Source organism: Actinoplanes sp. NPDC049599 (genome assembly GCF_044465625.1).
Taxonomy (GTDB): domain Bacteria; phylum Actinomycetota; class Actinomycetes; order Mycobacteriales; family Micromonosporaceae; genus Actinoplanes.
The window spans coordinates 100,685-125,045 of sequence record NZ_JBITLX010000002.1; the positions used below are offsets into that span (position 1 = coordinate 100,685).

Below are 24,361 nucleotides of genomic sequence, written 5' to 3' on the forward strand. Positions count from 1 at the left end.
AAAGTTCTAGAACTCTGCGGTAAGTTGTGACACACTCGGCCAAGAGTTATAGAACTTTGGAGGTCCACTATGACCGTGGCCATGCACCCGCCCGGCGCCGACGGGCGGTTCGGCTCCTACGGCGGCAGATACGTCCCCGAGTCCCTGATCCCCGCCTGCCTGGCCCTGGAGCACGCGTTCCGGCAGGCCTGGGCCGATCCGGCGTTCCGGGCCGAGCTGGACGGCCACCGCCGCACCTACGCCGGGCGCCCCACCGCGCTGACCGCCGCGCGCAACCTCTCCGCCGAGCTGGGCATCACGCTGCTGCTCAAGCGCGAGGACCTGGCGCACACCGGGTCCCACAAGATCAACAATGTGCTCGGCCAGGCGCTGCTGGCCCGGCGGATGGGCAAGACCCGGCTGATCGCGGAGACCGGGGCCGGCCAGCACGGCGTCGCCACGGCCACCGCGGCGGCGCTGTTCGGGCTGCGCGCCACCGTCTACATGGGCGAGCGCGACATCGAGCGGCAGGCGCTCAACGTGTTCCGGATGAACCTGCTCGGCGCCGAGGTCGTCCCGGTGACCAGCGGCAGCCGGACCCTCAAGGACGCCACCAACGAGGCCATGCGGGCGTGGGTCTCGGCCGTCGACGACACCCACTTCTGCCTCGGGTCGGTCGCCGGGCCGCACCCGTACCCGTGGATGGTCCGGGAATTCCAGCGGGTGATCGGCGAGGAGGCGCGCGCGCAGTGCGCCGCGGTCCCCGACGTGGTGGTCGCCTGCGTGGGCGGCGGCTCCAACGCGGCCGGCACGTTCGCGGGCTTCGTCGACACCGCGGCGCGGCTGATCGGCGTGGAGGCCGCGGGCGGGGCGGCGGTGTCGGCCGGCGAGCCGGGTGTGCTGCACGGCTCGCGCTCGCTGGTGCTGCAGGACCGGTACGGCCAGGTCGCCGAGGCCCACTCGATCGCGGCCGGGCTGGACTACCCGGGCGTCGGTCCCGAGCACGCGCACCTGAGCGGGCTGGGCCGGGCCCGGTACGTGACCGTCACCGACGACGAGGTGCTGGTCGCGGTGCGCCGCCTCGCCGAACGGGAGGGGATCATCTGCGCGCTCGAATCGGCGCACGCGGTGGCGTGGGTGCTGCGCGCGGCCGGGACACCCGAGCTGCCGACCGGCTCGACCGTGCTGCTGACCCTGTCGGGCCGCGGCGACAAGGACATGCACCAGATCATGGAAGGTCTGCGATGAAGCTCACCCGGCGCCCGCTGCTCGTGCCGTACGTGACCGGCGGCATCACCCCGGACTGGACCGACTTCCTGCTCGCGTACCAGCAGGCGGGGGCGGACGCGGTGGAGGTCGGGCTGCCGTTCTCCGACCCGATGCTGGACGGGCCGACCATTCAGGAGGCGTCGGACCGGGCGCTGGCCCGCGGCGCCACGGTGGACTCGATCCTCGCCGACCTCGCGGCGACGCCGTTGCGGGTGCCGGTGGTCGTCATGACGTACGCGAACATCATCCTGCGGACCGGGACCGCCGCGCTCGCCGCCGCCGGGGTCGCCGGCCTGATCGTGCCCGACCTGCCGCTCGACGAGTCGGCCGGGCTCGAGGCCGAGGCGGCCGCCGCCGGCCTCGACCTGGTCCTGCTGGCCGCGCCGGCCACCCCGGACGACCGGCTGCGGGAGATCGGCGCCCGCAGCCGCGGTTTTGTGTACGCGGTCAGCGTCATGGGCACCACCGGCGAACGCGCCACGCTGGCCGCCTCGGCCGGGACGCTCGCGAGGCGGGTCAAGGCGGTCACCGACCTGCCGGTGCTGATCGGCTTCGGGGTGTCGACCCCGGCGCAGGCGGCCGAGGCGGGACGCGCCGGGGACGGTGCGGTGATCGCGTCGGCGCTGATGCGTAGGGTTCTCGACGGAGCCACGGCCGCCGCGCTCGGCGCCGACGTCGCGGCCTTCCGCGCCGCAATCGACCTGGGGGTGTCTCCTGGAACGCCGCACGCCGAAGTATCAGGTCATCGCGGCTGACCTGACCGCGAAGATCCGCGCGGGCGAGCTGCCGCCGGGCTCCGCGCTGCCGCCGCAGAAGGAGCTCAGCGCCGCGTACGGGGTGACGCTCGTGACGCTGCGGCAGGCCCTGCGGCGGCTGGAGGACGACGGGCTGCTCTCCCAGCAGCCGGGCCGGGGCACGTTCGTCGCGTCGCCCAGGGCCACCTACCGGCTGGACTCGCTGCGCGGGCTGGCCGAGGACCTGCGCGCGCAGGGCCGTACGGTCAGCACCGAGATCCTCGGCCAGGCCCTGCACCGCCCGCCGGCCTGGGTCGCGGCGCACCTCGGCACCGGCCGGGCGCTGCGCCTGGAACGGCTCCGGCTGCTCGCCGGCCGGCCGGCGGTGCACCAGCTCTCCTGGGTGCGGTCCCCGGTCGGCGCCGAGCTGCGCGCGACGGACCTGAGCGACACCTCCCTGTACGCGGCGATCGCCGAGCACGGCATCGTGGTGCACCGCGCCTCGGAGGTGCTGCGCCCGGAGGTGCTGGCCCCGCCGGTGGCGGAGCTGCTGCGGGTGGCGGCGGGCACGCCCGTGTTCGTCTCCGACCGGGTCACCTACGGCCTGGACGACCGGGCGATCGTGGTGGACCGGGCGACGATCCTGGGCACGGTCATGGAGGTCCGCACCGAGCGGGCGGCCACCGGCCTGTCGGTGCAATGGACGTCGTCGTCATGACGGGGCCGGCGATCCCCCGCGGCGGCCGGGTCAGCCGTGGCGGCGGGGTGCGTCGCGGTGCTGCTCCAGCACCGCTTCGAGGTGTTCGGCCGGCATCGGCCGGCCCAGCAGGTCCCCCTGGCCGAGCCGGCACCCGGCCGCCTGCACGGTGTCGAGGTCCTCGGTGGTCTGGAGCCCGTGGGCGAGCACCTCAAGACCGAGCCGCCGGCCCAGCGCCACGGTGACGTCCATGACCGCGCCGATCTGACGGACCGCGTCGGCCGGTCGCCCGAACACGTCCCGGTCGATCTTCAGCAGGTCGAGCGGGAGGATCCGCAGCCGGCTCAACGAGGTCGGGCCGGCGCCGAAGTGGTCGACCGCGACGCGCATGCCCTGGGCGCGGAGCCGGCCGAGCTGCGCGGCCAGCTCCTCGACCGCCGGCTGCTGCTGGGCGTCGGGCACCTGGAGCAGGTCCTGCTCGGCGATCTCGAGGACCAGCGCCGGCGGCGGAATCCGGTAGACCTCGAGGACGGTCTGCAGGCTCGCCTGGAAAGCGGGATCGAGCAGCTCCAGCGGGCGGACGTTGACGGCCAGCCAGAGCGACTCGTGCCGCCGGCGCCAGTCGACGAACCGCCGGCAGGACTCGTGCAGCGCCCAGCCGCCGACCTGGGTGAGCAGGCCCAGTTCCTCGGCCAGCGGCAGCAGCTCGCTCTCCGGCACCGCGCCGAGCGTCGGATGCCGCCAGACCAGCAGCGCCTCGACACCGACCGGGCGCCCGGTCGGCAGCTCGACGACCGGCTGGTAGCTCAGGTCGAGCTCACCGCGGGAGACCGCACCGGGCAGGTCCTGTTCCAGGGTGGACCGGCGCAGCAGGCGGGACTCCATCTCCTCGTCGTACCACTCCACGGCGCCCGGCGGGCCGGCCCGCGCGGACCGCAGGGCGAGGGCTGCCCGGCGGATCGCCTCGTCGAGGGTGGCCTCCGGGGTGACGTCGGCCAGACCGGCCCACCCGAACACGTGGGACACCGTGCCGGCCGCGGTGTAGGGGCTGGTCAGCGCGTTGAGCAACTGGCTGGCGAGCAGGTGGGCATGCACCGCGCCGGAGCGGGTCAGCACCGCGAAACGGGTCTCGCTCAGCCGGGCCGGGATGTCGACGGGGTCCAACCGGGTCCGCAGCCGGCGCGCGGCCTCCACCACGACCACCTCGGCGAGGTCCGACCCGTGCACGTCGCCGACCGCGGTCAGCCCACCCAGCTCGATGACGATCATCGCGCCCGCGTCCGGGATCAGCTCGGCCGCCCGGCGCAGGCCCTGGCGGTTCGCCAGGCTGGTCTGCTGGTCGAGGTGGGTCGCCTCGCGCAGCGCCTGTTCCAGGTCGCGAAGGTTGCTGACGTCGCGGATGTGCACCACCAGGGTCCGGCCCGGCTCGGCCGGGTCCGCCCCGCTGGTCGTCCACTCGGTCTCCCGCCACCGGCCGTAACCGTCACGGAGACGGACCGGGAAACCCCGGCCGGCGGCGCTCGAGCCCGCGACGAGCTGGGCGGCCAGGAAGCTGTGCACCGCGTCGGCGTGGTCCGGATGGACCAGCGCGGACGCCGCCCGGCCGAGGACCACCTCGTCGGACAGGCCGAACTGCAGCGCTGTGGCCGGCGACTGCCAGCGCACAGCCAGCTCCGCGTCCAGGACGATCGCCACGTCGGCGGTGCCGAACACCAGGCTGCGCAGCCGGTTGCCCTGATCGGTGAGATGACCGGCGTGCCGGCGCAGGGCGACCGCCGACGTCCACTCCCGGGACGCCACGGCCACGATCATGGTCGTGCCCAGGGCGATCGACACCGGGTCCAGGCTGCCGCCGTTGATCAGGTGGAGGACCGTGACCAGCGCCGACCCGAGCGCCGGCAGGGCGAACAGCGGGAAGCTCGCCGACGGGTCGCTGCCCGCCGGCGGGATCGGGCGCGCGTCGGGGCGGATCCGGACCGATCCGTACCACAGCAGACCGGCGGCCACGTTGATCGCCACGGCCGCCGCCAGGACCGCGATCGCCGCGTTCGGCTCGGCCGCGAGATCCATGCCGATGACCAGCGCGGTGAGCCCGACCAGCGACAGGGCCGCGCCGAGCCCGCACCACTGCAGCGCCGCCCGGTGCCGGACCGCGTGCACGCCCGCCACCACGGCGGCCGCGGCGGCGCCGCCACCGAAGACCAGCGCGGTGATCGACGCGCCGTGCCGGTCGCCCGCGCTGAACAGCAACAGCCAGGGCGGGAAGGTCAGACAGGCGGTCATCCCGACGACGTCCAGCCCGACCCGCAGGCGCACCAACGGCTCGCGGCGCTGGTGCGGGCGCAGAATCGCCGCCAGCAAGAGCCCCGCCACGAAGAAGATGCTGACCAGGGGAATCTCCGCCGGCAGCGGAACGTCGGCGACCAGCACGCCGGGCGCCACCAGGAACGCGGTCCCGGCGGCCGCACCGGCCAGGGCGGTGACCAGGACGCCACCGGCCAGCAGCAACGCACGCAACCGCGGCCCACCCGACCGGCCGGTGGCCACCGCACGGATCATCGCCACGGCGACCCCGGCCGAGCAGGCCGTCAGCAGGCCCGCCGCGGCGTGCGGCGGGAGCAGCACGAGGGCAGCGGCAAGCGCGAGCCCGGCGAGCACTGCGAGCAGGGCGACCAGCACCGACCGGCCGGGTCGCCGGCCGGCCGGCGAGCACGCGGCTGCGCCAGCCATCGATGTCATCCAGGTCCTGCGAGGGGTAGTGGCTCCAATAGTGAACCGCATCCTCAACGATCGGCACAGCCGACCGGTCACGGCCACCGCCGAGCCGATCACCGTGCGGGGGCCGGAGACTCAGCGGGCAGGCGCGTCTTGCTCCACTCCTCCTCACCGGCGACCGGGATCTCCTCGGACAGGGTCTCCTTGATGGCCTGCAGCGCCTGCTGTGCCGCCTGCGCGCCGGGTGCCTCGAAGATGTCGCGTCCCGCCTGCTCCGAGCGGAGCCCGGCGTCCTCGTAGGACGACGCGAGGCGCTCCCACTGCGCGGACAGCTTGAGGCGCAGCGCCTTGCGGTCGGCCGGCGTCAGACTGCGGACCAGGCCACCGATGACAGCCGACGCCGCGGCCGAACCGGCGGTGATCCAGGTCGGCGCGGTGATCAGGGCGGTGATCGCGGCAAGCCCGGCGAGCGCCGACGCCACGTAGACCGAGGCGAGGTCCAACGCGCCCCACCGTTCCGCTCGGGAGTGGAACTTGCCGGCTTCGCTGCGGCAGTGGGCAGCGGCCAGCTCATATCGGTGCAGGGCTTCCGTCACTGCCGGCATGGTCATGGGATCCTCCTCCGCGTGTCCAACAGGGCCGCCACGTCTCCCACCGTCAGCGTGCCCGGCCGGCGCCGGCACCAGGCAGAGTCATGGGTCCACGAGATGTCCGGCCGTTGGGCCCGCACGCGGCGGGTCAGCCGATCCGGTGCCCCTGAGGTGATCGGCTGTCCGCTGGTCGGACGGCATCGGGGCACGACCGGAGACGTCAGGTGCCGGGCCCGGCGAGCAGCGCGGTGAGCCTCGGGTAGCGGCGGTCCGTCTCGGTGCGGTCGTCCTCCGGCGCCGGCGACGAGCGGAACAGGTGGGCCCGCGCCCGCAGTGCGCTGTGCAGGTCGTCGGCATTGCCGTACGCCTTGCCGGCGACGTAGTCGAGCTTCTCCCAACCGGGCCATTCGCCGTCATTCCACTCGCGTCTGCTGCGCCCGGCGAGCGCCCGCACGGCCGGCGCGTCAGCCAGGGCGTCCGGGTCGGCGGCGGCCCGCTCGAACATCTCCCGGCCCTGCCCGATCAGCCACAGCTGGAAGTACCAGAACGAGTCGTCGGAGCACCAGCCCTGGAAGATCAAGGTGGCGGCGCCCCACATGCGCCAGGTGTCCACCCGGTTGCGCAGGCTGTCCAGGAGGACCTGGAAGTCTTCGATCGACGTGTGCGGCAGCGTGGCGAGCCGCCCGGTGAGCCAGTCCGCTCGCTCGTCCGGCCCGCCGGTCTCCCGCGCGCTGCGTTCCATCAGGTCCCAGAACGCCGACGTGTCCATCGCGATCATCGTGCGTCACGCCGGCCGGCGGGCCAGCACGTACGCCTGCGGTGACCGCTCCCCCGGCCCCGGCTCGCGCACCGTCTGCAGCACCACCTCCAGCCCGGCCGCCGTGAGGGACTCGGCGACGGCCTCCGGACGGCGGCGGCGGAAGCTGATGTTCTTGCGTACCCGGGTCTCGTCGCCGACCTGGAACGCCAGGATCGCCGGGGCTCCCGGTGCCAGCACGCGGAAGAATTCCGCGAGGACGGCCGGCAGCGCCTCGTCCGGGACGTTGATCACCGAGTACCAGGCCACCAGGCCGGCCAGGGACGCGTCGGGCAGGTGCAGGTCCGTCATCGAGCCGACCTGGTAGCGGACCTGCGGGTGGTCCCGGCCGGCGACGGCCACCATCGCCGGGGACAGGTCGATGCCGGTGATGTCGAGGCCCAGCCCGTGCAGGTGGGCGGTGACCACGCCGGGGCCCGAGCCGACCTCGACGACCGGGCCCGGCGCCGCGCGGACCAGTTCCGCGAAGCCGCTCAGCAGCGCGCGGTCCCAGATCTTGGCGGCCCGCTCGCCGCGGAACAGGTCCGCGTACTCCTCGGCGAACGCGTCCCAGCCGTTGCGGGTCTCGGTGAGGAAGACCGCTTCGCGCAGGCGGTCGCGGACCGCGTCCAGGTGGTGCTGCTCGATGCCGATGCTTCGCAGGTACGGTTCGACGCCGCCGTAGCCGCGCTCGGCGTGCGCCAGGGTGTTGCGCATGGTCGCCGCCGGCGAGTTCCCGCTGCGGGCGTAGTCGTCGGCGACCACCTCGGGGCCCACCCCGGCGACGGTGAGCGCGAGGGCGACCAGGACGCCGGTGCGGTCGCGACCGCCGTGGCAGTGCACCAGCACCCCGCCCGGCGGCGCCTCGGCGATCGCCCGGAACGCCGCCGCGACGCGCTCGGTGTTGTGGTCCAGCAGGGGCCCGTACGAGTCGTCCGGGTACGCGTAGGTGATCTCGTCCATGAGCAGCGGGAGGTGCGTGTAGACCGGGTCGGCGGCGAACGGGCTGGGCCGGGCCGCCACCTCGCGGTGCCACCGCAGGTCGATGATCCGCGAGACGCCGGCCGCCCGGACCGCCGCCACGGAGGCCGGTGTCAGGTCCGCGTGATGCCCGGACCGCAGCAGCGCGCCGCGACGGATCCAGCCACCGTCCTGAGTGGGCAGTCCACCCAGGTCCCGGGCGTTGCGGCAGGCGGGCCAGTCGAGGATCACCGGTCGGTCCCATCTCAGCAGTGGCGATGGCCGTCGTCGTCGAAGTCCCCACCCAACCGCCCCCCTCGCCCCCGGTCAACCCCGCGCGAGGCGGTCGGGGAGTTGGCCCGGATCCCGCTCGTCCCAGCCGGCGCGCAGATCGGCGACCGGGTCGCCGGACTCCGCCGGGCACCCTGCCCATCATTCAGGTGATACCGGCGCGGCGCTCTTTACAATGAAAACCGTTCCCAACAAGATGGGTGCTGTCGCCGGGCGCCCCGCCCGGTGGCGTTCCCCGCTTGCCGGAAGGAAAATCCCATGTCCCTCAATGTCTCCCCGGACCTGCTGTCGGTCGCCGAGCGCGGCGAGGTCTCGGACGCCGAGTTCGTCGACTGCGTCCGCACCTCCCTGCCGTACGCCTGGCAGGTGGTCAGCAAGGTGATGTCCGATCTGGACGGCACCGGCGGCGAGTTCGCCGACCACGAGATCCCGCCGCCGTCCGAGCGGGAGCGCGGCGAGCTGCTGCGCGCGCTGGCCAGCGACGCGATCCGCGGCGGCCTGGAGCGGCACTTCGGCGCCAAGCTCGCCTTCCAGAACTGCCACCGGGTGGCCGCGTTCCGGTTCGGCGCGGTGGACAGCGACCGCTACCGGGCCTTCGTCTCCCCGCGCGGGCAGCTGCTCAACCAGTCCCCGGAGCTGCGGAACTGCTGACCGCGGGCCAGGACGGCGGGCGCCCGCCCGCCGTCCTAGGCGCGCCGGGCATGCCGGCCGGGCCGGGGCTCCGGCGCCGCGGTGGCCGGGCGCAACTCCGCGACCAGCGCCGCCAGCGCCGTGGTGATCGGGACCGAGGCCACCAGGCCGATCGTGCCCACCGCGCTGCGCAGGATCTCCTGGGCCAGGTACTCGCTGGTCAGCAGCTCCGAGACGGGCGCGCGGGAGGCCGCGATCAGCAGCAGCAGCGGCAGCGACGCGCCGGCGTACGCCAGCACGATCGTGTTGACCGCCGAGGCCACGTGCGCCCGGCCCACCCGGATCGCCCCGCGGTACAGCTCCCAGCGGCTGGTCGCACCCGGCGTCAGCTCCGCCACCGTCACCGCCTGGGTGACCGTCACGTCGTCCAGCACGCCCAGCGCGCCGATCACGATGCCGGCCAGCAGCAGGCCGCGCAGGTCCAGCGTGGAGTTGGTCACCGCCAGCGCCGAGCTGTCGTCGCTGCCCAGGCCGGAGAGCTGCATCAGCGAGGTGAACAGCGCGCCCAGCAGCCCGGTCAGCACCAGGCTGGCCAGCGTGCCGGCCACCGCCACCGAGGTGTGCACGGTGACGCCGTGGGTCAGGTACAGGGCCGCGAACATGATGGCCGAGGCGCCGACCACCGCGATCAGCAGCGGCGGTGAGCCCTCCAGGATGGCCGGCACCACGAAGAGCAGCAGCAACGCGAAACTCACCGCGAGCCCGGCCAGCGAGGTCACCCCGCGCCAGCGGCCGAACGCCAGGATCACCCCGACCGCCAGCACGATCAGCCAGATCATCGGGGTCGACCGCTGCCGGTCCACCACCGCGTACGCCCGGCCGCCCGGCACCGCGTCCGTCAGGTACAGCAGCACCACGCCGTCGCCGACGTGCAGGGCGCTGGTGCCCGGTCCCTGCGGCAGGTCGACCGGCTGCTCGGTGCCGGCGCCCGGGCCCTGGCTCACCCGGACCGTGGCGGAACCGCAGCGCTGTTGCCGGGCGCCCGCCGGGCAGGCCTGCTCGGCGACCGCGGTGACCGTGCCGAGCGCCCGCTGGCCGCCGCCGGGGTCCGGCGCCGCGCGCACGTCGCCGGGCCAGAGCAGGATCAGCGCGGCCAGGGTGGCCAGTGCGGCCGGCACCAGCACCGCGGTGACGATGCGCCGGGTGTGCCGGGACGCGGCCGGCGGCGGCCCGTGGTCGTGGCTCATCGTGGCCGCCCGGGGCGGGGCGGCACCGGATTGTCGTCGTTCCAGGTCTCCCGGAGCTCGCGTCGGGTCTCCTGCCACCACCGGCCCAGCTCGCCGCCCCAGTCCCGGAACTCGCGGGCGGAGGCCCGCAGCGCGTGCCGGAAACCGGGGTCGTCCAGCCGGTCGCCGAGCAGCTCGGCCAGGCCCAGGCCGTAGAGCACCGGCACCGCCGCGAGGGCGAGCACCGGCAGCCACCACCGGCCCGTCACCGCGTACCCGATCAGCAGCGCGACCTGGCCGGCCACCGTGACCATCCCGGCGCGCGTCGCGCGGCGCAGCAGCGCGGGCGCCAGCCGCAGGCAGCGCCAGGGCAACCGGCCCGCCGGGATCAGCACCCGCGCCGCGAAGCCGGCCACCACCGCCGCGAAGAGCCCGGCGAGGATCCGGCTGACGGGCCCGGCCGGCGGCCACCACACCGCCGCCAGGGTGCCGGCGGCGACCAGCACGATCGCCGCCGCGAACCAGCGGCGCAGCGCGCTGAGCAGGCTGCGGATCGGCCAGGTCAGCGAGATGACGTCCGGCCGGGCCGGGTTCTCCCGGGCCACGTCGCGCAGCGCCCGCAGCGACCGGCCGACGCGCAGCCGCTCGGCGTCGAGCATCGCGAGCAACCAGCGGCCGTAGGCGTTGCCCGGCTCGAGCGCCAGCGCGGCCCGGGCCGCCTGCTCGGCGGCCTCCCGGTCACCCGCGGCGCGTTCCACCTCGGCCAGCGTGAGCAGGCCCTCGGCGGAGTGCGGGTCGAGCGCCAGGCCGTGCCGGGCGGCGGCGCGGGCCTCGGCGAAGCGCCGGCCGGTGGTCAGCGCCCGGGCCAGCACCAGGTGCCCGCCGGGCCGCTGCGGGGCCAGCCGGACCGCCTCGCCGGCCGCGGCCACCGCCTCCGCGGCGCGGATCAGCGCGATCAGCGACTCGGCCCGCTCGGCGTGCGCGTCGGCGAGGCTCGGGTCGGCGGCCCGCGCGGCCTCGCAGGCGGCCAGCGCGGCCGGGTAGTCCCGCTGCTGGCGCAGCACGAAGCCGAGCAGGGTGAGCAGGTCGGCGTCGTCCGGCGCGGCGGCCAGCGCCGAGCGCAGCCGCGCCTCGGCCTCCGCGGGCCGGCCGATCTCGGCCAGGTGCCCGGCCGACCGGTACGCGTCGTCGCCGGTCACAGCAGCCGGCGCTTCGTCAGGCACGCGGCCGGCTCGTGGGCCCGCGGCAGCAGCTCGGCCAGGTGCTGGCGCTGGGCCACGTCGCCGGGCCGGGCGGCGACGGCCGCTGTCCGGCTCTCGATCAGCGGGTCGCTCATGAGACGCGATTATGCACCGCCCCGCTATGGCCACCCGGGCAGGATGGCGCCGCTGCTTTTCCCCGCAGGAAGCTTGGATGCGGCGCGGGGTGGCCGATTCTCCGTCCGAAGGCCGCCGACCCCGGTGTGCCGGACATGAGCGGGGACCCCACATGCATCCGATGCTCGCCGGCGGCGTGCGGTTCGCCCGGATCGGGACGGAAGCCGTCCTGGTGCTGGCGGCCATCGCCGTGCTGCGCCGGGCCGACGCCGTGGCGGACGTGCCGTTCTGGACGTTCGCCGTCGTGCTGTGCCTCGGCGTGCTCCATCGGAGCGTCACCACGGCCCGCCGGCTCGGTGATCTCGCCGCCCGGGGTGACCGGGCCGAGGCCGCGGCCGCGCTGGCCGGGGAGCGCCTGGAGGTGCTGCTCCGCGACGGCGCCGAGGTCATCACGACGGCCGCCGCCACCGGCGACGTGACCTGGGTCAGCCCGTCCGCCCTGCCGGTCATGGGCTACCGGCCGGCGGAACTGCACGGCCCGGCGCTGGGCGGGCTGGTCCACCCCGACGACCGGCAGGCGGCGACGGACCTGATCAGCCGGGTGGCCGCCGCGACCGCGACGGTGCCGCACTCCGCCGAGCTGCGGGTGCGCCACGCCGACGGGACCTGGCACTGGCACGAGGTCGTCGCCCGTAACCTGCTGGCCGATCCGGCGGTGCGGGCCGTGGTCAGCCACCGGCGCGACATCACCGAGCGGCGGGCGGCGGAGCACCGGATCGCGTACTCGGCCTCGCACGACGCGCTGACCGGGCTGGCCAACGGCCCGACGCTGGCCCGCGACCTGGCACGCGCCCTGACGGCGGGCACCCGGTACCAGCACCCGGTGGTGATGCTCATCTGCGACCTGGACGGCTTCCGGGCGGTGATCGACACGTACGGCCGGGACGTCGGCGACCGCCTGCTGCAGATCGTCGGCGGCGTGCTCAGGCGGGTCACCCGCGACACCGACACCGCCGGCCGCCTCGGCGGTGACGAGTTCGGCGTGGTGCTGACCCGGGTCAACACCGTCGACGAGGCGCTGAGCGTGGCCCGGCGGATCATCGACGGGGTCACCGCCAACGCCACGGTGGCGGGCATGAGCCTGGACGTCGGCTGCCGCGTCGGCGTGGCGCTGGCCCCGCCCGGCGGCTCGGACGCGGACACGCTGATGCGCCACGCCGACGCGGCGCTGGACCGGGCGAAGCGGCGGGGCCGCAACATCGCCCAGATCTACGTCGAGGAAGAGGTCACCGCCCCCTGGTCCTGACCGAGCGGGAGCCGGAAGAACGCCCGGATGTCGGCGGCGAGCTCGGCCGGCGCCTCCAGGGCCGCGAAGTGCCCGCCGCGGGGCAGCTCGCTCCACTGCCGGATGTCGAAGCGGCGCTCCGCCAGCGGGCGGACCGACAGCACGATGTCGTGCGGCAGCACGGCGACCCCCAGCGGCACCGGGCAGGTCGCGCCGTAGCTGCTCTCTTTGGCCAGCCGCGCCGAGGAGCCCGCCGTCCGGGTGAACCAGTAGATCGACACGTCGGTGAGCAGCACGTCGTCGCTGATCGCCGAGGCCGGGTCGGTCCACTCGGTGAACTTCTCGGCGATCCAGGCCAGCTGACCCACGGGCGAGTCGGTCAGCGCGTACGCGAGGGTCTGCGGCCGGGTCGCCTGGAGCACCTGATAGCCGGGCCGGTTGGCGGCGAACGCCGCGGTCCGCTCGGCCCGCCGCAGGTCCTCGCCGGTCAGCCCGGCCGCCGGGCCCGGTGTGGGCAGGTAGGTGACGTGCACGCCGACCACCCGGTCCGGAGCGACCGCGCCGAGGCTGCGGGCGATGCCGGACCCCCAGTCGCCGCCGTGCGCGCCGAAGCGCGGGTAGCCCAGCCGGGTCATCAGGTCGGCCAGGGCCCGGGCGATCCGGTCCTGGTCCCAGCCGCGCTCGCGGGTCGGCCCGGAGAAGCCGAAGCCGGGCAGCGACGGGACCACCAGGTCGAAGTCGGCGGCGAGCAGGCCGAGCAGGCTGCGGAACTCCAGCACCGAGCCGGGCCAGCCGTGCAGGAGCAGCAGCGCCAGCGCGCCCGGCCGGCCCGAGCGCAGGTGCAGGAAGTGCACCCGCTGGCCGTCGATCACGGTCTGGAACTGAGGGTACGCGTTGAGCGCGGCCTCCTGCGCCCGCCAGTCGTAGCCGTCGCGCCAGCGCTCGGCCAGCGCGCGGACCCGGGCCAGCGGGATGCCGTAGTCCCAGCCGGCGCCGGGCAGCTCGTCGGGCCAGCGGGTGCGGCCGAGGCGATCGGCCAGGTCGTCGAGGTCGGCCTGCGGGACGTCGATCCGGTACGGGGAGATATCGTTCATCGCACTAACGTTAGTGCGACTAACGTTAGGTCGGCAAATGGTATTCTCAGCGGATGGAGCACCTGCCCAGCTGGCTGCTGACCCAGACCGCCGCGCACGCCGGCCGGCTGGTCACCGAGCGCTTCGCCGAGATCGGCGCGCGCGGCTACCACTACCGGCTGCTGGAGCAGCTGCTCGCCGGGCCGGCCAGCCAGGCCGACCTGGGCCGGCGCACCGGGATCCACTTCGGCGACGTGGTCGCGGCCCTGAACGAGCTGGCCGAGGGCGGCTACCTGGAACGCCGGCCGGACCCCGCCGACAAGCGCCGCAACGTCGTGACGATCACCGCGGCCGGCCGGCGCCGGGCCACCGAGCTGGCCGCCACGGCCGCGGCCGTCCAGCAGGAGCTGCTGGCGCCGCTGACCCCGGCCGAGCGCGCCGAGCTGGTCCGGCTGCTGACGCTGCTCAGGGCAGGCGCGGCAGCAGAGTGAGCGCCACCTCCAGCGCCTGGCCGGGCGGGCTGCCACCACCCTCGGCGTCCCACACCTCGGAGAGCACGGCCTGCACAAACCCCCAGGCCACCACCCGGTCGACGGGCATGCCGAGACCGTCGGCGAACTGCTCGACCCGGGCCGGCAGCAGTTCGAGCACCGGCTCGTCGCCGCCGAACGGGTTGTAGAGCACCGCGCCCACCTCGTAGCCGGGGTCGCCGAGCACGCCGTGCGGGTCGATCGCCAGCCACGGCTCCCGGCCCGCCGCCAGCACGTTCTCGTGGTGCAGGTCGCCGTGCAGCACGACCCGCCGGCCGGCCGAGGCGCACAGCTCGGCCCCCAGCTCGCGGGCCCGCTCGACCAGGCGCCGCGGGAACGGCCGGTCGCCGGGGAAACGGGCCAGGTGCGCGTCGAGGTCCCCGATCCGGTCGGTGAGCTCCTCCAGCACGAGCCCGTCCGGCGCCGGGCGGTGCAGGCGGCGCATCAGCGCGACCAGGACGGCGGTGGCCTGCTCGTCCCGCTCCCCGACCAGCGTCCGCAGGGTCCCGCCGGGCTCGGCCCGCTCCAGCAGCAGGGCCCCGCGCTCGTCGTCGCGGTCCAGCACCTCGACCGCGCCCCGGCCCGCGAAGAACCCGAGCGTGTCGGCCTCCCGCGCGAGGTGACCGGCGGTGGGCAGGCCGAGCTTGAGCACGGCCGGCGAGCCGCCGGCCCGCCGGGCGGGCGCGACATAGTTGAAGCTCAACGGGTACGGCGCGCCGACGGTCAGCCCCCAGTCCCGGGCGACGGCGTTGATCAGGCCCGGCAGGCGCGCCAGCCAGCGCTGCCCGTCGGCGCCCCAGTTGCCGGTGACCGTACGGGTGAAGTCGGCGGGGAACATCAGCCCAGTCTCGCAGCGCCGGCACCGGTCACTACCGCCACGCCGAGCCAGTGGGCCAGGTCGTTGATCTCGTGGCGGACCGCCTCGGTCATCGCCGGGGTGCCCGGGGTGTCCTCGTGCAGGGCGTGCACGACCAGGGTGCCGGCCCGGCGGTCCACCGTGGCGTCCAGCTTCCCGATCAGCCGGTCGCCGTGCAGGATCGGCAGCGCGAAGTAGCCCCAGCGGCGGGCGGCCTTCGGCTTGTACATCTCCAGGACGTACTCGAAGGCGAACAGGTCCAGCAGCCGTACCCGGTCGTGCACCAGCCGGTCGAACGGCGACAGCAACGCGGTCCGGCCGGTGAACGGCCGGCCGATCGCGGCCGGGTCGACCCGCCAGGTGCCCGGCACGCCGTCGACGACCGCCGGCTCCCCCACCGGGCCGGCCAGGTTCTCGCGCACGATGCCCAGCGACCGCAACGTCCGCTCGCGCCGCCGGCGGTCCGCCTCCGCCGGCGGGACCACCGGGACGGCGGCCGGGTAGACCCGCTCGGCCAGGTCCCAGAGCCGCTGCCGGCCGCGCCGCCCGGCGATCGCCGCCTCGCCGGCCCGCACCAGGTGCTCCAGCATCTTGGTGACGTTGCGGTTGTCGGTCCAGCCGGTCGACGGCCAGGCGACCACGCTGGTGTCCGCGATCTCGCGCGACAGCAGCGGCCCGGCGGCGGCCAGCCGGGCCAGCACGTCCTTGCGGAACGGCTCGTTGACCCGCAGCCACTCCCGGGTCCGCTCGGGGACCGGGCGGGGCTGCGCCGACGCCACGTGCAGACCGAGGTCGGCGACCGGCCGGATCATGGCGTCGATCTCGACCAGCGTCCGGTCCTGCTCCAGGGCCCGGGTCAGGTCGGCCGGGCGGTACGCCGGGCCGAGCCGGCTCCAGGCGACCAGATCGGCGGTGGGCGCCACCGCGGCCGTCGGGTCGATCTGCAGGAAGGTGAGCCGGTCGACGACCGTCGCCAGGTCGGCCGGGCGCGGGAGGTCCAGCAGCTGCGCGCGGACGGCGATGCGGCGCGCCTCGGCACGATCGAGTCGGTGGACCATGCGGGCGAGGCTAGCGAACCGGGAACGGAAAAGCCGCCACGGTCGTGGCGGCTCTCCCGTCGTGCCGGCGTCCGGTCAGCCCGGGCGGCGGATGCCGGTGATGGCCCCGCTGCGGTCGATCGACGCCATGCGTACGTGGTCACCCGTGTGCGGCGCGTGCACCATGGTGTTGCCACCGACATAGAGGCCCACGTGGTGCACCGGACTTCCGTAGAACACCAGGTCACCCGGTTTCAGCTGGCTGCGGCTGACCGACCGGCCGGTGTTGATCTGGTCGCCGGTGTAGTGCTCCAGGTGCACACCGACCGCCGCCCACGCCACCTTGGTCAGTCCGGAGCAGTCGTAGCCGCCCGGCCCCTCGGCGCCGAAGACGTAGGGCTTGCCGATCAGGTCGCACGCCTTCTGCGCCGCCCGGCCGCCCTTGTCGTCGGTGTAGTCGACCGGGCACGGGCCCGTCTTGAACGCGCCGTCGGCGACGCCGCCGGCCCCGTACGCCCGGACCCGCAGCTTCTGCAGCTCGTCGACCTTCTTCTGGATGTCCTTCTTCTGCTTTGCGAGCGCCTTGTCCCGGGTCGCGATGGCATCGGTCAGGGTGGCCAGATCACGTTTGTCGCCGGCGAGCTGGTCGCGCAGCTTGGCGGCGCCGGAGACCGACTCCCGCTGGTGCCGGCTGATCTGATCGAGGAACGTGAGCTTCTCGGTCAGCCCGGTCGGCGAGCCGCTGACGACCATGGCCTTCATGGCGCTGGGCGAACCCTGCATGTAGGCCTGTCCCGCCATGTTGCCCACTTGCGACATGGCGAGGTCGACCTCCAGCTCCAGCGGTGCGAGCCGTTTGTCGATCTTCTTGAGCTGGGCCTGGTTCTTGAGCAGCTGGTTGTGCACGTTGTTGTACTGCTCGATGACCGGTTCCAGCTTGTTCCACTGCTCGTCGATCTGCTTTTCGATGTTCGACGGCGACGGTGTCGCGTGGGCCGCCCCGGGCGCGAGAAGAATCCCGACCGCGGCGACGGCGCAGGCGATGGCGCGCAGCAGCGCAGCTCGTCGCGCCTCGATCCGTTTCACGTAGGTGCAGTGTCCTTTCTTCCCTCGGCCGCCGACCGGGTCAGCTGACGGGTGCGGACGGGAAGCGCGCCCGGCCACGATGGAGCTGTGGCTTGACCCCGGATACCTGGGTCCCCGGTTCGTTCGCACGATGAGGCGGTGGTCCGTCAGTTCGCCCGGATCGGGACGAGGGGGGACTGCCGGACCGGGCATCACCGTACTCCCGATCAACGGCGATTTGAACCCGGCGGTATCCGGACACATTGCGCGCAACGACAGGTGACGGTCGGTGATTAAGCGGGATTTAAAGCGGCCACGCCGACAGGGCCCGGTCGAGCCACGGCACCACCAGGATCACGGTGGGTAACACCAGCAGGCCCACGGCCCCGCCGATCGCGAGCAGGCTCACCGTGCGGGTGACCGCGCGCGGCTCGGCGGCCGCCAGCCGGTCGAGCCGGTGGCGGCGCTCGGCCGCCGCGCCGCCGAACTCGGCCGGCGAGTCCGGGCTGACCGCGTCGCCGAGCAGCGCGAGCGCCGTCCGCAGCGGGGCCGCGCCGCAGCGCCGCCGGGCCGCGTCGTCGGCGACCATCTCGAGCAGCAGGTGGACGGCGTCCAGCGGCGCCCGGCTGCGCAGCGGCCAGGGCACCGCCCGGTAGAAGGCGGTGAACGACTCCATCACCAGGTCGTGCCGGTGCCGCAGGTGCGCCTGCTCGTGCGCGATGACCGCCGCCACCTGCGCGGTGTCGAGCACCCGCAGCGCGCCGTCGCTGAGCACCACCCGCGGCGAACGCCCCGGCAGGCAGTACGCGAACGGCAGCGGCCCGTCGAGCACCCGCAGCCCGGCCGGCACCTCGGCGGGCAGCTCACCGTGCTGCTCGACGCTGTCCAGCAGGTCGACCAGCAACCGGTGCCGGGCCCGGCGCGCCCGCGAGCGGAGGGTGACCCGGGCCAGCGAGACCAGCAGCCGGACGATGATCACCGCGGCCACGGCCAGCGCGAGGAGCAGCGCGGCCGCGCCCACCGGCCGGTCCGAGCCCAGCTCGCTGACCAGCTCCTGGGGCGCGGCCAGCACCACGCCCAGCGCGCAGAGCACCCCGGTGAGGGTGACGCTCTGCCAGAGGGCGACGGCGGCGGCGGGGGCCCGGCCGGGCCAGCGGGCGGTGGCCAGGATGCCCGGCACGACCAGCGACAGGGTCAGCCCGAGCGCGCCCAGCAGCAGCGCGGTCACGGCTCGCTCGAGCCCTTCCGTGCCGCCTCGATGGCGGCGGACAGGGCCGACGGGTCGAGGCGGCCGACGAAATGCGCCAGGGCCGCGTCCCGGACGCCGTCGGGGGCGGCGCTGAGGGCGTCGAGCATCAGCGCGGCCGTCATCTCCTCGCGGGTCTGCGCGGGGGCGTAGCGGTAGGCCCGGTCGGCCCGCTGCTGGGTCACGACACCCTTCTTGGCCAGCCGGTCCAGCACCGTCATCACCGTCGTGTAGGCCAGCTCCCGGTCACGGCTCAGCCCTTCGTGCACCTGACGCACGGTCAGCGGCTCACCGGCGTTCCACAACTGCGTCATGACCTCGCGTTCAAGGTCCCCCAGTGCCATGTGACCCACTCTACTGCACAGCGTCGTACTACGGGACGTAGTCTCTACTACGAGACGTCGTAGAGGGGGCCATCCGTGGACGTGCTCGACCTGACCCGGCTGCAGTTCGCGGTCGTGACGATCTACCACTACTTCTTCGTGCCGCTGTCGATCAGCCTGGCCGGCACCGCCGCCGGGTTGCAGCTCGCCTGGTTGCGCACCGGCGAGGAGAGCTACCTGCGGCTCACCAAGCTGGTCGGCAAGCTGCTGATCGTCACCTTCGCGGTCGGCGTGGTGACCGGGCTGGTGCAGGAGTTCCAGTTCGGCATGGGCTGGAGCAACTTCGCCCGGTTCTACGGCGACGTGTTCGGGCCCACGCTGGCGATCGAGGGCATGCTGGCGTTCTTCCTGGAGGCCACGTTCCTGGCGCTCTGGTACTTCGGCTGGGACCGGCTGCCGCGCAAGCTGCACGCCGCCACGATCGTGATCGTCGCCATCGGCACCGTGCTGTCCGCGTTCATCATCCTGGCCGCGAACTCGTTCATGCAGAACCCGGTCGCGTACTCGCTGGACCCGGTGACCGGGCGGGCGCACCTCGACGACTTCGGCGCGCTGCTGCTCAACAAGGTCAACCTGGCCGCGTTCCCGCACACCCTGGCCGGCGCGGTCATGGCCGGCGGGTCGCTGCTGCTGGCGGTCGGGGTGTGGCGGCTGCGGGCCGGCGGCGAGGCCGCGTTCCGGACGCTGGCCCGGCTCGGCGCCTGGCTGACGCTGACCGGCGGCGCCCTGACCGCGCTGACCGGCGACCACCTCGGCAAGGTCATCACCGAGGTGCAGCCGATGAAGATGGCCGCCGCCGAGGCCCTGTACGCGACCACCACCGGCGCGCCCTTCTCGGTCTTCGCCCTCGGCGGGCCGGACGGCGGCGAACCGTTCTTCAGCCTGGAGATCCCGTGGCTGCTCTCGGTGCTGGCCAAGGGCGACCCGAACGCGACCGTGCAGGGCATCGACGACCTCCAGGCCCAGTACGCCGCCCAGTACGGCCCGGGCAGCTACATCCCGATGATCCCGGTGGCGTTCTGGACGTTCCGCCTGATGATCGGCATCGGCCTGCTCGCGGCGGCCGTGGCGGGGTACTACCTCATGCGCACCCGCCGCGGCCGCCAGGCGCACCCGCTGCTGCTGCGCCTGCTCCCGCTGATCCCGGTCCTGCCCGCCGCGGCCAACACCTTCGGCTGGATCTTCACCGAGACGGCCCGTCAGCCGTGGCTCGCGTTCGGCATCTCCCGGGTGGCCGACGGCGTCTCCCCCGGCCTGACCCGCGGCGAGGTGCTCCTCTCCCTGTTCGGCTTCACGGTCGTCTACGGCGTCCTCGCCGTCGTCTGGCTGCGCCTGGTCCGCCACCTGTCCCGGCAACCGCTCGCCCCCGCGGAGACCGGCGCCGAGCCGGCCACCGAACCCGTCCCCGTCTACTGAGGAGCGACCGTGGTCACCGCTTGGTTCACCCTCGTTGTGCTCTGCTGGGTGCTGTTCTTCGTCCTCGAGGGGTTCGACTTCGGCGTCGGCCTGCTCGCCCCGGTCCTCGGCCGCGACGACCACGAGCGGGGTGCGGTGGTCCGCACCGTCGGCCCGTTCTGGGACGGCAACGAGGTCTGGCTGGTCGCGGCGATCGGCGTGACCTTCGCGGCCTTCCCCGACTGGTACGCGGCCCTGCTGTCCGGCCTCTACCTGCCGATGGCGGCGCTGTTGCTGCTGCTCGCCGCCCGCGGCGTGGCCCTGGAGTTCCGCGGCAAGGGCGACGGCCCCCGCTGGCGCCGCCGCTGCGACACGGCCCTGGCCGCCAGCTCGGCCGGCATCGTGCTGCTCTGGGGCGCGGTGCTCGGCGTGCTCACCCACGGCCTGGCGCTCGGCGCCGACGGCCAGGTGACCGGCACCGGGGTGGGGCGCAGCACCGCGCCGCTGCTCAGCTGGCCGGCTCTGGCGGGGGCGGGCGCGGCGCTGTTCGCCGCGCTGCTGATCGGCGCGACGTTCCTGACGCTGCGCACGACCGGGCCGGTGCACCTGCGGGCCCGCCGGCTGGGCGGCACGCTGGCCACCGGGGGCGCGGCGGTGCTGGTGGCCGCGGGGGTCGGCGCGGACTCCCGGCTGGTGCTGGCGGCGGCGGTGCTCAGCTTCGGCATCGCGATGCTGATCCGCAGCGGGCAGGAGGGACTGGCCTTCGGCGGTACGGCTTTGAGCATCGCGGGCGCGGTCGTGGCGGTCTTCACGGCGCACGGCGAGGTGGTGCTGCGGAGCACTGTGGACCCGGCGTGGTCGCTGACGATGACGGGGGCGGCGGCTACCGACTCGGCGCTGCGGCTGATCAGCGTGGTCGGGGTGGTGGTGCTGCCGGGGGTCGTGGTCTACCAGGCCTTCTCGTACTGGGTGTTCCGCCGCCGGGTGGCGAGCGAACGGGTGCCCAGCGAGGGGGTGGCGGGGTGAGGCGGGGGCCGGTCGATCCTCGGTTGGTGCGGCATGCGCGGGTCGCGCGTACCGGAATCGGGGTGCTGGCGCTGCTCGGCGCCGGCCAGGCGCTCGCGACGGTTGCCCTCGCCGTCGCCCTGGCCCGGATCGTCACCGGCCGGGACGCGCTCGCGCTGCTGGCCGGGACCTTTGTGCTGCGGGCCGCGCTGACCTGGGCGGAGCAGGTGGTGGCCCAGCGCACGGCCGCCGCGGTCACCGACAAGCTGCGCCGCTCCGCGCTGGCCGCGGCCCTGCGGCACGGGCCCGCGTGGGTGGCCGGCTTCGGCGGGAACCGGCTCACCGCGGTGCTGGGCGGCGGGCTGGACGCGTTGCGGCCGTGGTTCTCCGGCTACCTGCCCGCGCTGGTGCTGGGCGTGGCGCTGCCGCCGCTGGTCATCGTCGCGATGGCCGGCACCGACCCGGCGTCGGCGCTGATCGCGCTGGTGACGCTGCCGCTGATCCCGGCGCTGGGCGCGCTGATCGGCTGGGCCACCCGGGAACGCGCCGAGCGGGCCTGGCAGGCGGACGCCCGGCTGGCGGGCCACTTCCTGGACGTGGTGCGGGGGCTGGCGACCCTGCGGGTCTTCGGCCGTGCCGAGCGGCAGACCACCGTGGTCCGGGAGATGACCGACCGGCACCGGAGGGCGACCCTGCGGGTGCTGCGGGTGGCGTTCCTGTCCTCGACCGCGCTGGACCTGGTCGCGACGCTGTCGGTGGGCCTGATCGCGGTCGAGGCCGGGCTGCGGGTGGCCGCCGGCAACCTGGCGCTGGGGCCGGCGCTGCTGGTCATCCTGCTCGCCCCCGAGGTGTACCGGCCGCTGCGCGAGATGGCGGCCCGTTACCACGCGAGCGCGGACGCGTCGGCCGTCATCGCGGACGTCGACGAGATCCTGGCCCCGGAGGCGCCGGTGCTGGTGCCGACCGCGGCGGTGCTGACCGCCGATCGGGACGGCCGCTTCGGCGCGGGCGGCGAACGGCCCGCGGTCCTCGCCACCCGGCTGCGGGTCCGGCACCCGGGCTCCACAGTGGACGCGCTCGCGCTCGACGCCCTGGCCGTCCGCGAGGGGGAACTGGTCGCGCTGCGCGGGCCGTCCGGCGCCGGGAAGACGACGGCGCTGCGGGTGCTGGCCGGGCTCCAGCCGGCGGTCACCGGCCGGGTCGAGCTGTCCGGTCCCGGCCTGCTGTACCTGCCGCAGCGGCCGGCCCTGCCGCACGTCCGCACGGTCGCGGACGTGTTCCCGGGGCTGGCGCCGGACGCGGTGCGGGAGGCGCTGCGCACGGTGGGACTGGACGAGGAGGTCGACCCGGCGACGGCGCTGGGCGAGCACGGCGCCGGGGTCTCCGCCGGCCAGCGGCAACGGCTCGCGCTGGCGGCGCTGCTGCGGACGGCCGCGCGGGCGCCGGCGGTGCTGCTGCTCGACGAGCCGACCGCGCACCTCGACGCGGCGGCCGAGAAGCTGGTGATCGCACGGCTGCGGGCGGCCGCGGACCGGGGATGCGCGGTGCTGGTGGTCGCCCACCGGCCCGGCCTGCTGGCCGCGGCGGACCGGGTCATCACCGTCACTCCCCCGCAACCAGCCCTTCCCCCGGGCGTCGAACCCGACGTTGTCGCCGCGCCGCCTCCGCCCCACCAGAGCCCCGCGAGGACACGGTCCGGACGGGGTGCGATGCCGGCCCGGCTCGGGCGCCGGCCGGCGACCGCGGTCGGGTTCGGGGCGGCCTCCTGGCTGGCCGGGATCGTGCTGACCGGGGCCGCCGCCTGGCTGTTGGTGCGGGCCTCGGCCCGGCCGCCGGTGCTCACCCTGTCGACCGCGGTCGTGCTGGTGCGGGGCAGTGCGGTCGCCCGGCCGCTGCTGCGGTACGTCGAACGGCTGGTCGCCCACGACGTGGCCTTCGCCCGGCTCGGCGAGTGGCGGGCGCGGGTGTTCGCCGACCTCGTGCCCCGGGTGCCCGGGCCCCGGCTGCGGCGCCGCGGTGACCTGCTCACCCGGGTCGGCGACGAGGTGGACACCCGCGTCGACGGGCTGCTGCGCGGCCGGCTGCCCGCCCTCGCGGCGGCCCTGACGGTGGCGGTCGTGACGGTCGCCGCCGTCCTCCTGCTGCCCGCCGTGGCCCTTCCGCTGGCGGCGGGGCTGCTGATCAGCGGGGTGGCCGCCCCGGCGCTGGCCGCCCGGCAGGCGAGCCGGGTCGACGCCGCCACCGGCCGGGCCCGGGCCGAGCTGCGCGACGCCGTGGTGGAGACCGTGGACGGCGTCGAGGAGCTCGCCACGCGGGACGGGGCTCTGGCCGTACCGGATCGGCGCAGCCGGGTGCTGGCGCTGCTCGAAGCGCGGGCGGCGCGCTCGGCCGGTGCCGCCGCCGCGCTCGGCCTGCTGGGCTGGGGCATCGCGGTGACCGGGACGGCGCTGGTGGCCGCAACCTCCGGGTTGTCGGCCGAGGGTGCCGCCGTGCTGCTGCTGGGGGTCGTCGCCCTCGGCGAGCCCGTGGCCGCGCTGCCCGACGCCGCCGTGGCGCGACGCCGGGCGGCCGGCGCGCGGGCCCGGCTCGCCGAGATCGCCTCGGCACCACCGCCGACGGGCCCGCGCCCGCACGGCCCGGGCGGCGACATCACCGTCCGCGGCCTGGTCGCCGGGTGGGACCCGGCGCGCCCGCCCGCCCTCGCCGGCGTCGACCTGGACCTGCCGGCCGGTTCCCGGGTCGCTGTGCTCGGGCCGTCCGGCGGTGGCAAGTCCACCCTCGCGGCCGTGCTGGCCGGCCTGCTCGACCCGCGTGCCGGCACGGTCACCGGGGTGGGGCGCAGCGCGCTGGTCGGCGACGAGACCGACCACGTCTTCGCGTCCACCGTCCGGGAGAACTTGCGCCTCGCCCGGCCCGGCGCGGACGACGCGGAGCTGCACGCGGTCCTGGCCCGGGTCCGGCTCGACGGGTGGCTGGCCGGGCTGCCGCGCGGCCTGGACACCTGGCTGGGCACCGGCGGCGGGACGATCTCCGGCGGTCAGCGGCGCCGGCTGGCGACCGCCCGGGCGCTGCTCGCCGAGGCGGATCTGCTCATCCTCGACGAACCGACCGAGGGTCTCGACGAGGCGGGCGCGGACGCGCTGATGACCGACCTGCTCACCGCCGGCGACGGGCGCACGGTGCTGCTGCTGACCCACCGCACCGAGGGTCTGGACCGGGTGAACGCCACCTACGAGCTCCGGCAGGGACGGCTGCCGTTGCCGTTGCCGTCGTTGTAGGGGCC

At 75.1% G+C, this 24,361-nt stretch carries 22 protein-coding genes and 1 riboswitch; of the genes, 9 read left to right on the forward strand and 13 right to left on the reverse strand.

The features are described from left to right. The first annotated feature begins 69 nt into the window (after positions 1–69). From trpB to ACIBQZ_RS03725, 3 genes are read left to right on the forward strand one after another with little or no spacing between them, the layout of a single operon-like run. On the forward strand, positions 70–1,227 hold the full coding sequence (gene trpB / locus ACIBQZ_RS03715) for a tryptophan synthase subunit beta (protein WP_396086895.1): 1,158 nt from the start codon (positions 70–72) through the stop codon (positions 1,225–1,227). Further along, on the forward strand, positions 1,224–2,003 hold the full coding sequence (gene trpA, locus ACIBQZ_RS03720) for a tryptophan synthase subunit alpha (RefSeq protein ID WP_396086896.1): 780 nt from the start codon (positions 1,224–1,226) through the stop codon (positions 2,001–2,003). The genes trpB and trpA overlap by 4 nt, the downstream gene beginning before the upstream one ends. 28 nt (positions 2,004–2,031) lie before the next feature. Next, complete coding sequence (locus ACIBQZ_RS03725; RefSeq protein ID WP_396087354.1) at positions 2,032–2,700, forward strand: GntR family transcriptional regulator; 669 nt, start codon at positions 2,032–2,034, stop codon at positions 2,698–2,700. 30 nt (positions 2,701–2,730) lie between these two features. Here the strand turns inward: ACIBQZ_RS03725 and ACIBQZ_RS03730 are convergent, their stop codons facing one another. The 4 genes from ACIBQZ_RS03730 to ACIBQZ_RS03745 all read right to left on the reverse strand — a co-directional run bounded on the left by ACIBQZ_RS03730 (position 2,731) and on the right by ACIBQZ_RS03745 (position 7,992). Beyond that, on the reverse strand, positions 2,731–5,409 hold the full coding sequence (locus ACIBQZ_RS03730; protein ID WP_396086897.1) for an EAL domain-containing protein: 2,679 nt from the start codon (positions 5,407–5,409) through the stop codon (positions 2,731–2,733). A gap of 98 nt (positions 5,410–5,507) precedes the next feature. Next, complete coding sequence (locus ACIBQZ_RS03735) at positions 5,508–6,005, reverse strand: hypothetical protein (RefSeq protein WP_396086898.1); 498 nt, start codon at positions 6,003–6,005, stop codon at positions 5,508–5,510. 199 nt (positions 6,006–6,204) lie between these two features. Then, positions 6,205–6,753, reverse strand: coding sequence for a DUF4240 domain-containing protein (locus ACIBQZ_RS03740; protein ID WP_396086899.1), 549 nt, complete (start codon positions 6,751–6,753; stop codon positions 6,205–6,207). 15 nt (positions 6,754–6,768) lie between these two features. Further along, the gene (locus ACIBQZ_RS03745) at positions 6,769–7,992 is read right to left on the reverse strand and encodes a tyrosine-protein phosphatase (protein WP_396086900.1); all 1,224 of its coding nucleotides are present in this window, start codon (positions 7,990–7,992) and stop codon (positions 6,769–6,771) included. 297 nt (positions 7,993–8,289) lie between these two features. On the opposite strand from ACIBQZ_RS03745, the gene ACIBQZ_RS03750 reads away from it, so the two are divergent. Further along, positions 8,290–8,682, forward strand: a complete 393-nt coding sequence (locus ACIBQZ_RS03750) for an SCO5389 family protein (RefSeq protein ID WP_396086901.1) — start codon at positions 8,290–8,292, stop codon at positions 8,680–8,682. A 35-nt stretch (positions 8,683–8,717) separates the two neighbouring features. On the opposite strand, the gene ACIBQZ_RS03755 is transcribed toward ACIBQZ_RS03750, so the two are convergent. From ACIBQZ_RS03755 to ACIBQZ_RS03765, 3 genes are read right to left on the reverse strand one after another with little or no spacing between them, the layout of a single operon-like run. Further along, a complete protein-coding gene (locus ACIBQZ_RS03755) occupies positions 8,718–9,908 on the reverse strand; it encodes a YibE/F family protein (protein ID WP_396086902.1) in 1,191 nt (396 codons plus the stop codon). Beyond that, positions 9,905–11,110, reverse strand: a complete 1,206-nt coding sequence (locus tag ACIBQZ_RS03760) for a hypothetical protein (protein ID WP_396086903.1) — start codon at positions 11,108–11,110, stop codon at positions 9,905–9,907. The genes ACIBQZ_RS03755 and ACIBQZ_RS03760 overlap by 4 nt, the downstream gene beginning before the upstream one ends. After that, the gene (locus ACIBQZ_RS03765; RefSeq protein WP_396086904.1) at positions 11,083–11,223 is read right to left on the reverse strand and encodes a hypothetical protein; all 141 of its coding nucleotides are present in this window, start codon (positions 11,221–11,223) and stop codon (positions 11,083–11,085) included. The genes ACIBQZ_RS03760 and ACIBQZ_RS03765 overlap by 28 nt, the downstream gene beginning before the upstream one ends. 152 nt (positions 11,224–11,375) lie before the next feature. Here ACIBQZ_RS03765 and ACIBQZ_RS03770 point away from each other — a divergent pair, with 152 nt between their 5' ends. Further along, positions 11,376–12,509: a diguanylate cyclase domain-containing protein gene (locus ACIBQZ_RS03770; RefSeq protein ID WP_396086905.1), complete on the forward strand. Its 1,134-nt coding sequence runs from the start codon at positions 11,376–11,378 to the stop codon at positions 12,507–12,509. Here the strand turns inward: ACIBQZ_RS03770 and ACIBQZ_RS03775 are convergent. Beyond that, entirely contained in the window at positions 12,473–13,582 is a 1,110-nt protein-coding gene (locus ACIBQZ_RS03775; protein ID WP_396086906.1) for an epoxide hydrolase family protein, read from the reverse strand. The two genes, ACIBQZ_RS03770 and ACIBQZ_RS03775, sit on opposite strands and share 37 nt — an antisense overlap. A gap of 53 nt (positions 13,583–13,635) precedes the next feature. Here ACIBQZ_RS03775 and ACIBQZ_RS03780 point away from each other — a divergent pair, with 53 nt between their 5' ends. Continuing rightward, positions 13,636–14,052, forward strand: coding sequence for a MarR family winged helix-turn-helix transcriptional regulator (locus ACIBQZ_RS03780; protein ID WP_396086907.1), 417 nt, complete (start codon positions 13,636–13,638; stop codon positions 14,050–14,052). Here ACIBQZ_RS03780 and ACIBQZ_RS03785 read toward each other — a convergent pair. The 5 genes from ACIBQZ_RS03785 to ACIBQZ_RS03805 all read right to left on the reverse strand — a co-directional run bounded on the left by ACIBQZ_RS03785 (position 14,027) and on the right by ACIBQZ_RS03805 (position 18,639). Continuing rightward, positions 14,027–14,929: an aminoglycoside phosphotransferase family protein gene (locus ACIBQZ_RS03785; RefSeq protein WP_396086908.1), complete on the reverse strand. Its 903-nt coding sequence runs from the start codon at positions 14,927–14,929 to the stop codon at positions 14,027–14,029. The two genes, ACIBQZ_RS03780 and ACIBQZ_RS03785, sit on opposite strands and share 26 nt — an antisense overlap. Then, positions 14,929–16,005 carry a DNA glycosylase AlkZ-like family protein gene (locus tag ACIBQZ_RS03790; RefSeq protein WP_396086909.1) on the reverse strand — a complete coding sequence of 359 codons (1,077 nt, stop codon included), beginning with the start codon at positions 16,003–16,005 and terminating at the stop codon, positions 14,929–14,931. Before ACIBQZ_RS03790 ends, ACIBQZ_RS03785 begins: the two co-directional genes overlap by 1 nt. 75 nt (positions 16,006–16,080) lie before the next feature. Further along, the gene (locus ACIBQZ_RS03795) at positions 16,081–17,070 is read right to left on the reverse strand and encodes an NlpC/P60 family protein (RefSeq protein ID WP_396086910.1); all 990 of its coding nucleotides are present in this window, start codon (positions 17,068–17,070) and stop codon (positions 16,081–16,083) included. Between the two features lie 14 nt (positions 17,071–17,084). Next, positions 17,085–17,218: riboswitch (cyclic di-AMP (ydaO/yuaA leader) on the reverse strand. A 135-nt stretch (positions 17,219–17,353) separates the two neighbouring features. After that, complete coding sequence (locus ACIBQZ_RS03800) at positions 17,354–18,277, reverse strand: M56 family metallopeptidase (RefSeq protein WP_396086911.1); 924 nt, start codon at positions 18,275–18,277, stop codon at positions 17,354–17,356. After that, positions 18,274–18,639 carry a BlaI/MecI/CopY family transcriptional regulator gene (locus ACIBQZ_RS03805; RefSeq protein WP_396086912.1) on the reverse strand — a complete coding sequence of 122 codons (366 nt, stop codon included), beginning with the start codon at positions 18,637–18,639 and terminating at the stop codon, positions 18,274–18,276. Before ACIBQZ_RS03805 ends, ACIBQZ_RS03800 begins: the two co-directional genes overlap by 4 nt. A 75-nt stretch (positions 18,640–18,714) precedes the next feature. Between ACIBQZ_RS03805 and ACIBQZ_RS03810 the strand changes: the two genes are divergently transcribed. Genes ACIBQZ_RS03810 through cydC form a run of 3 tightly spaced genes read left to right on the forward strand, consistent with a single transcriptional unit; the run spans position 18,715 to position 24,356 of the window. Beyond that, positions 18,715–20,094, forward strand: a complete 1,380-nt coding sequence (locus ACIBQZ_RS03810) for a cytochrome ubiquinol oxidase subunit I (protein ID WP_396086913.1) — start codon at positions 18,715–18,717, stop codon at positions 20,092–20,094. 9 nt (positions 20,095–20,103) lie between these two features. Then, on the forward strand, positions 20,104–21,099 hold the full coding sequence (cydB, locus tag ACIBQZ_RS03815; RefSeq protein WP_396086914.1) for a cytochrome d ubiquinol oxidase subunit II: 996 nt from the start codon (positions 20,104–20,106) through the stop codon (positions 21,097–21,099). Between the two features lie 26 nt (positions 21,100–21,125). Continuing rightward, positions 21,126–24,356: a thiol reductant ABC exporter subunit CydC gene (gene cydC, locus ACIBQZ_RS03820; RefSeq protein ID WP_396086915.1), complete on the forward strand. Its 3,231-nt coding sequence runs from the start codon at positions 21,126–21,128 to the stop codon at positions 24,354–24,356. Positions 24,357–24,361: the final 5 nt, after the last annotated feature.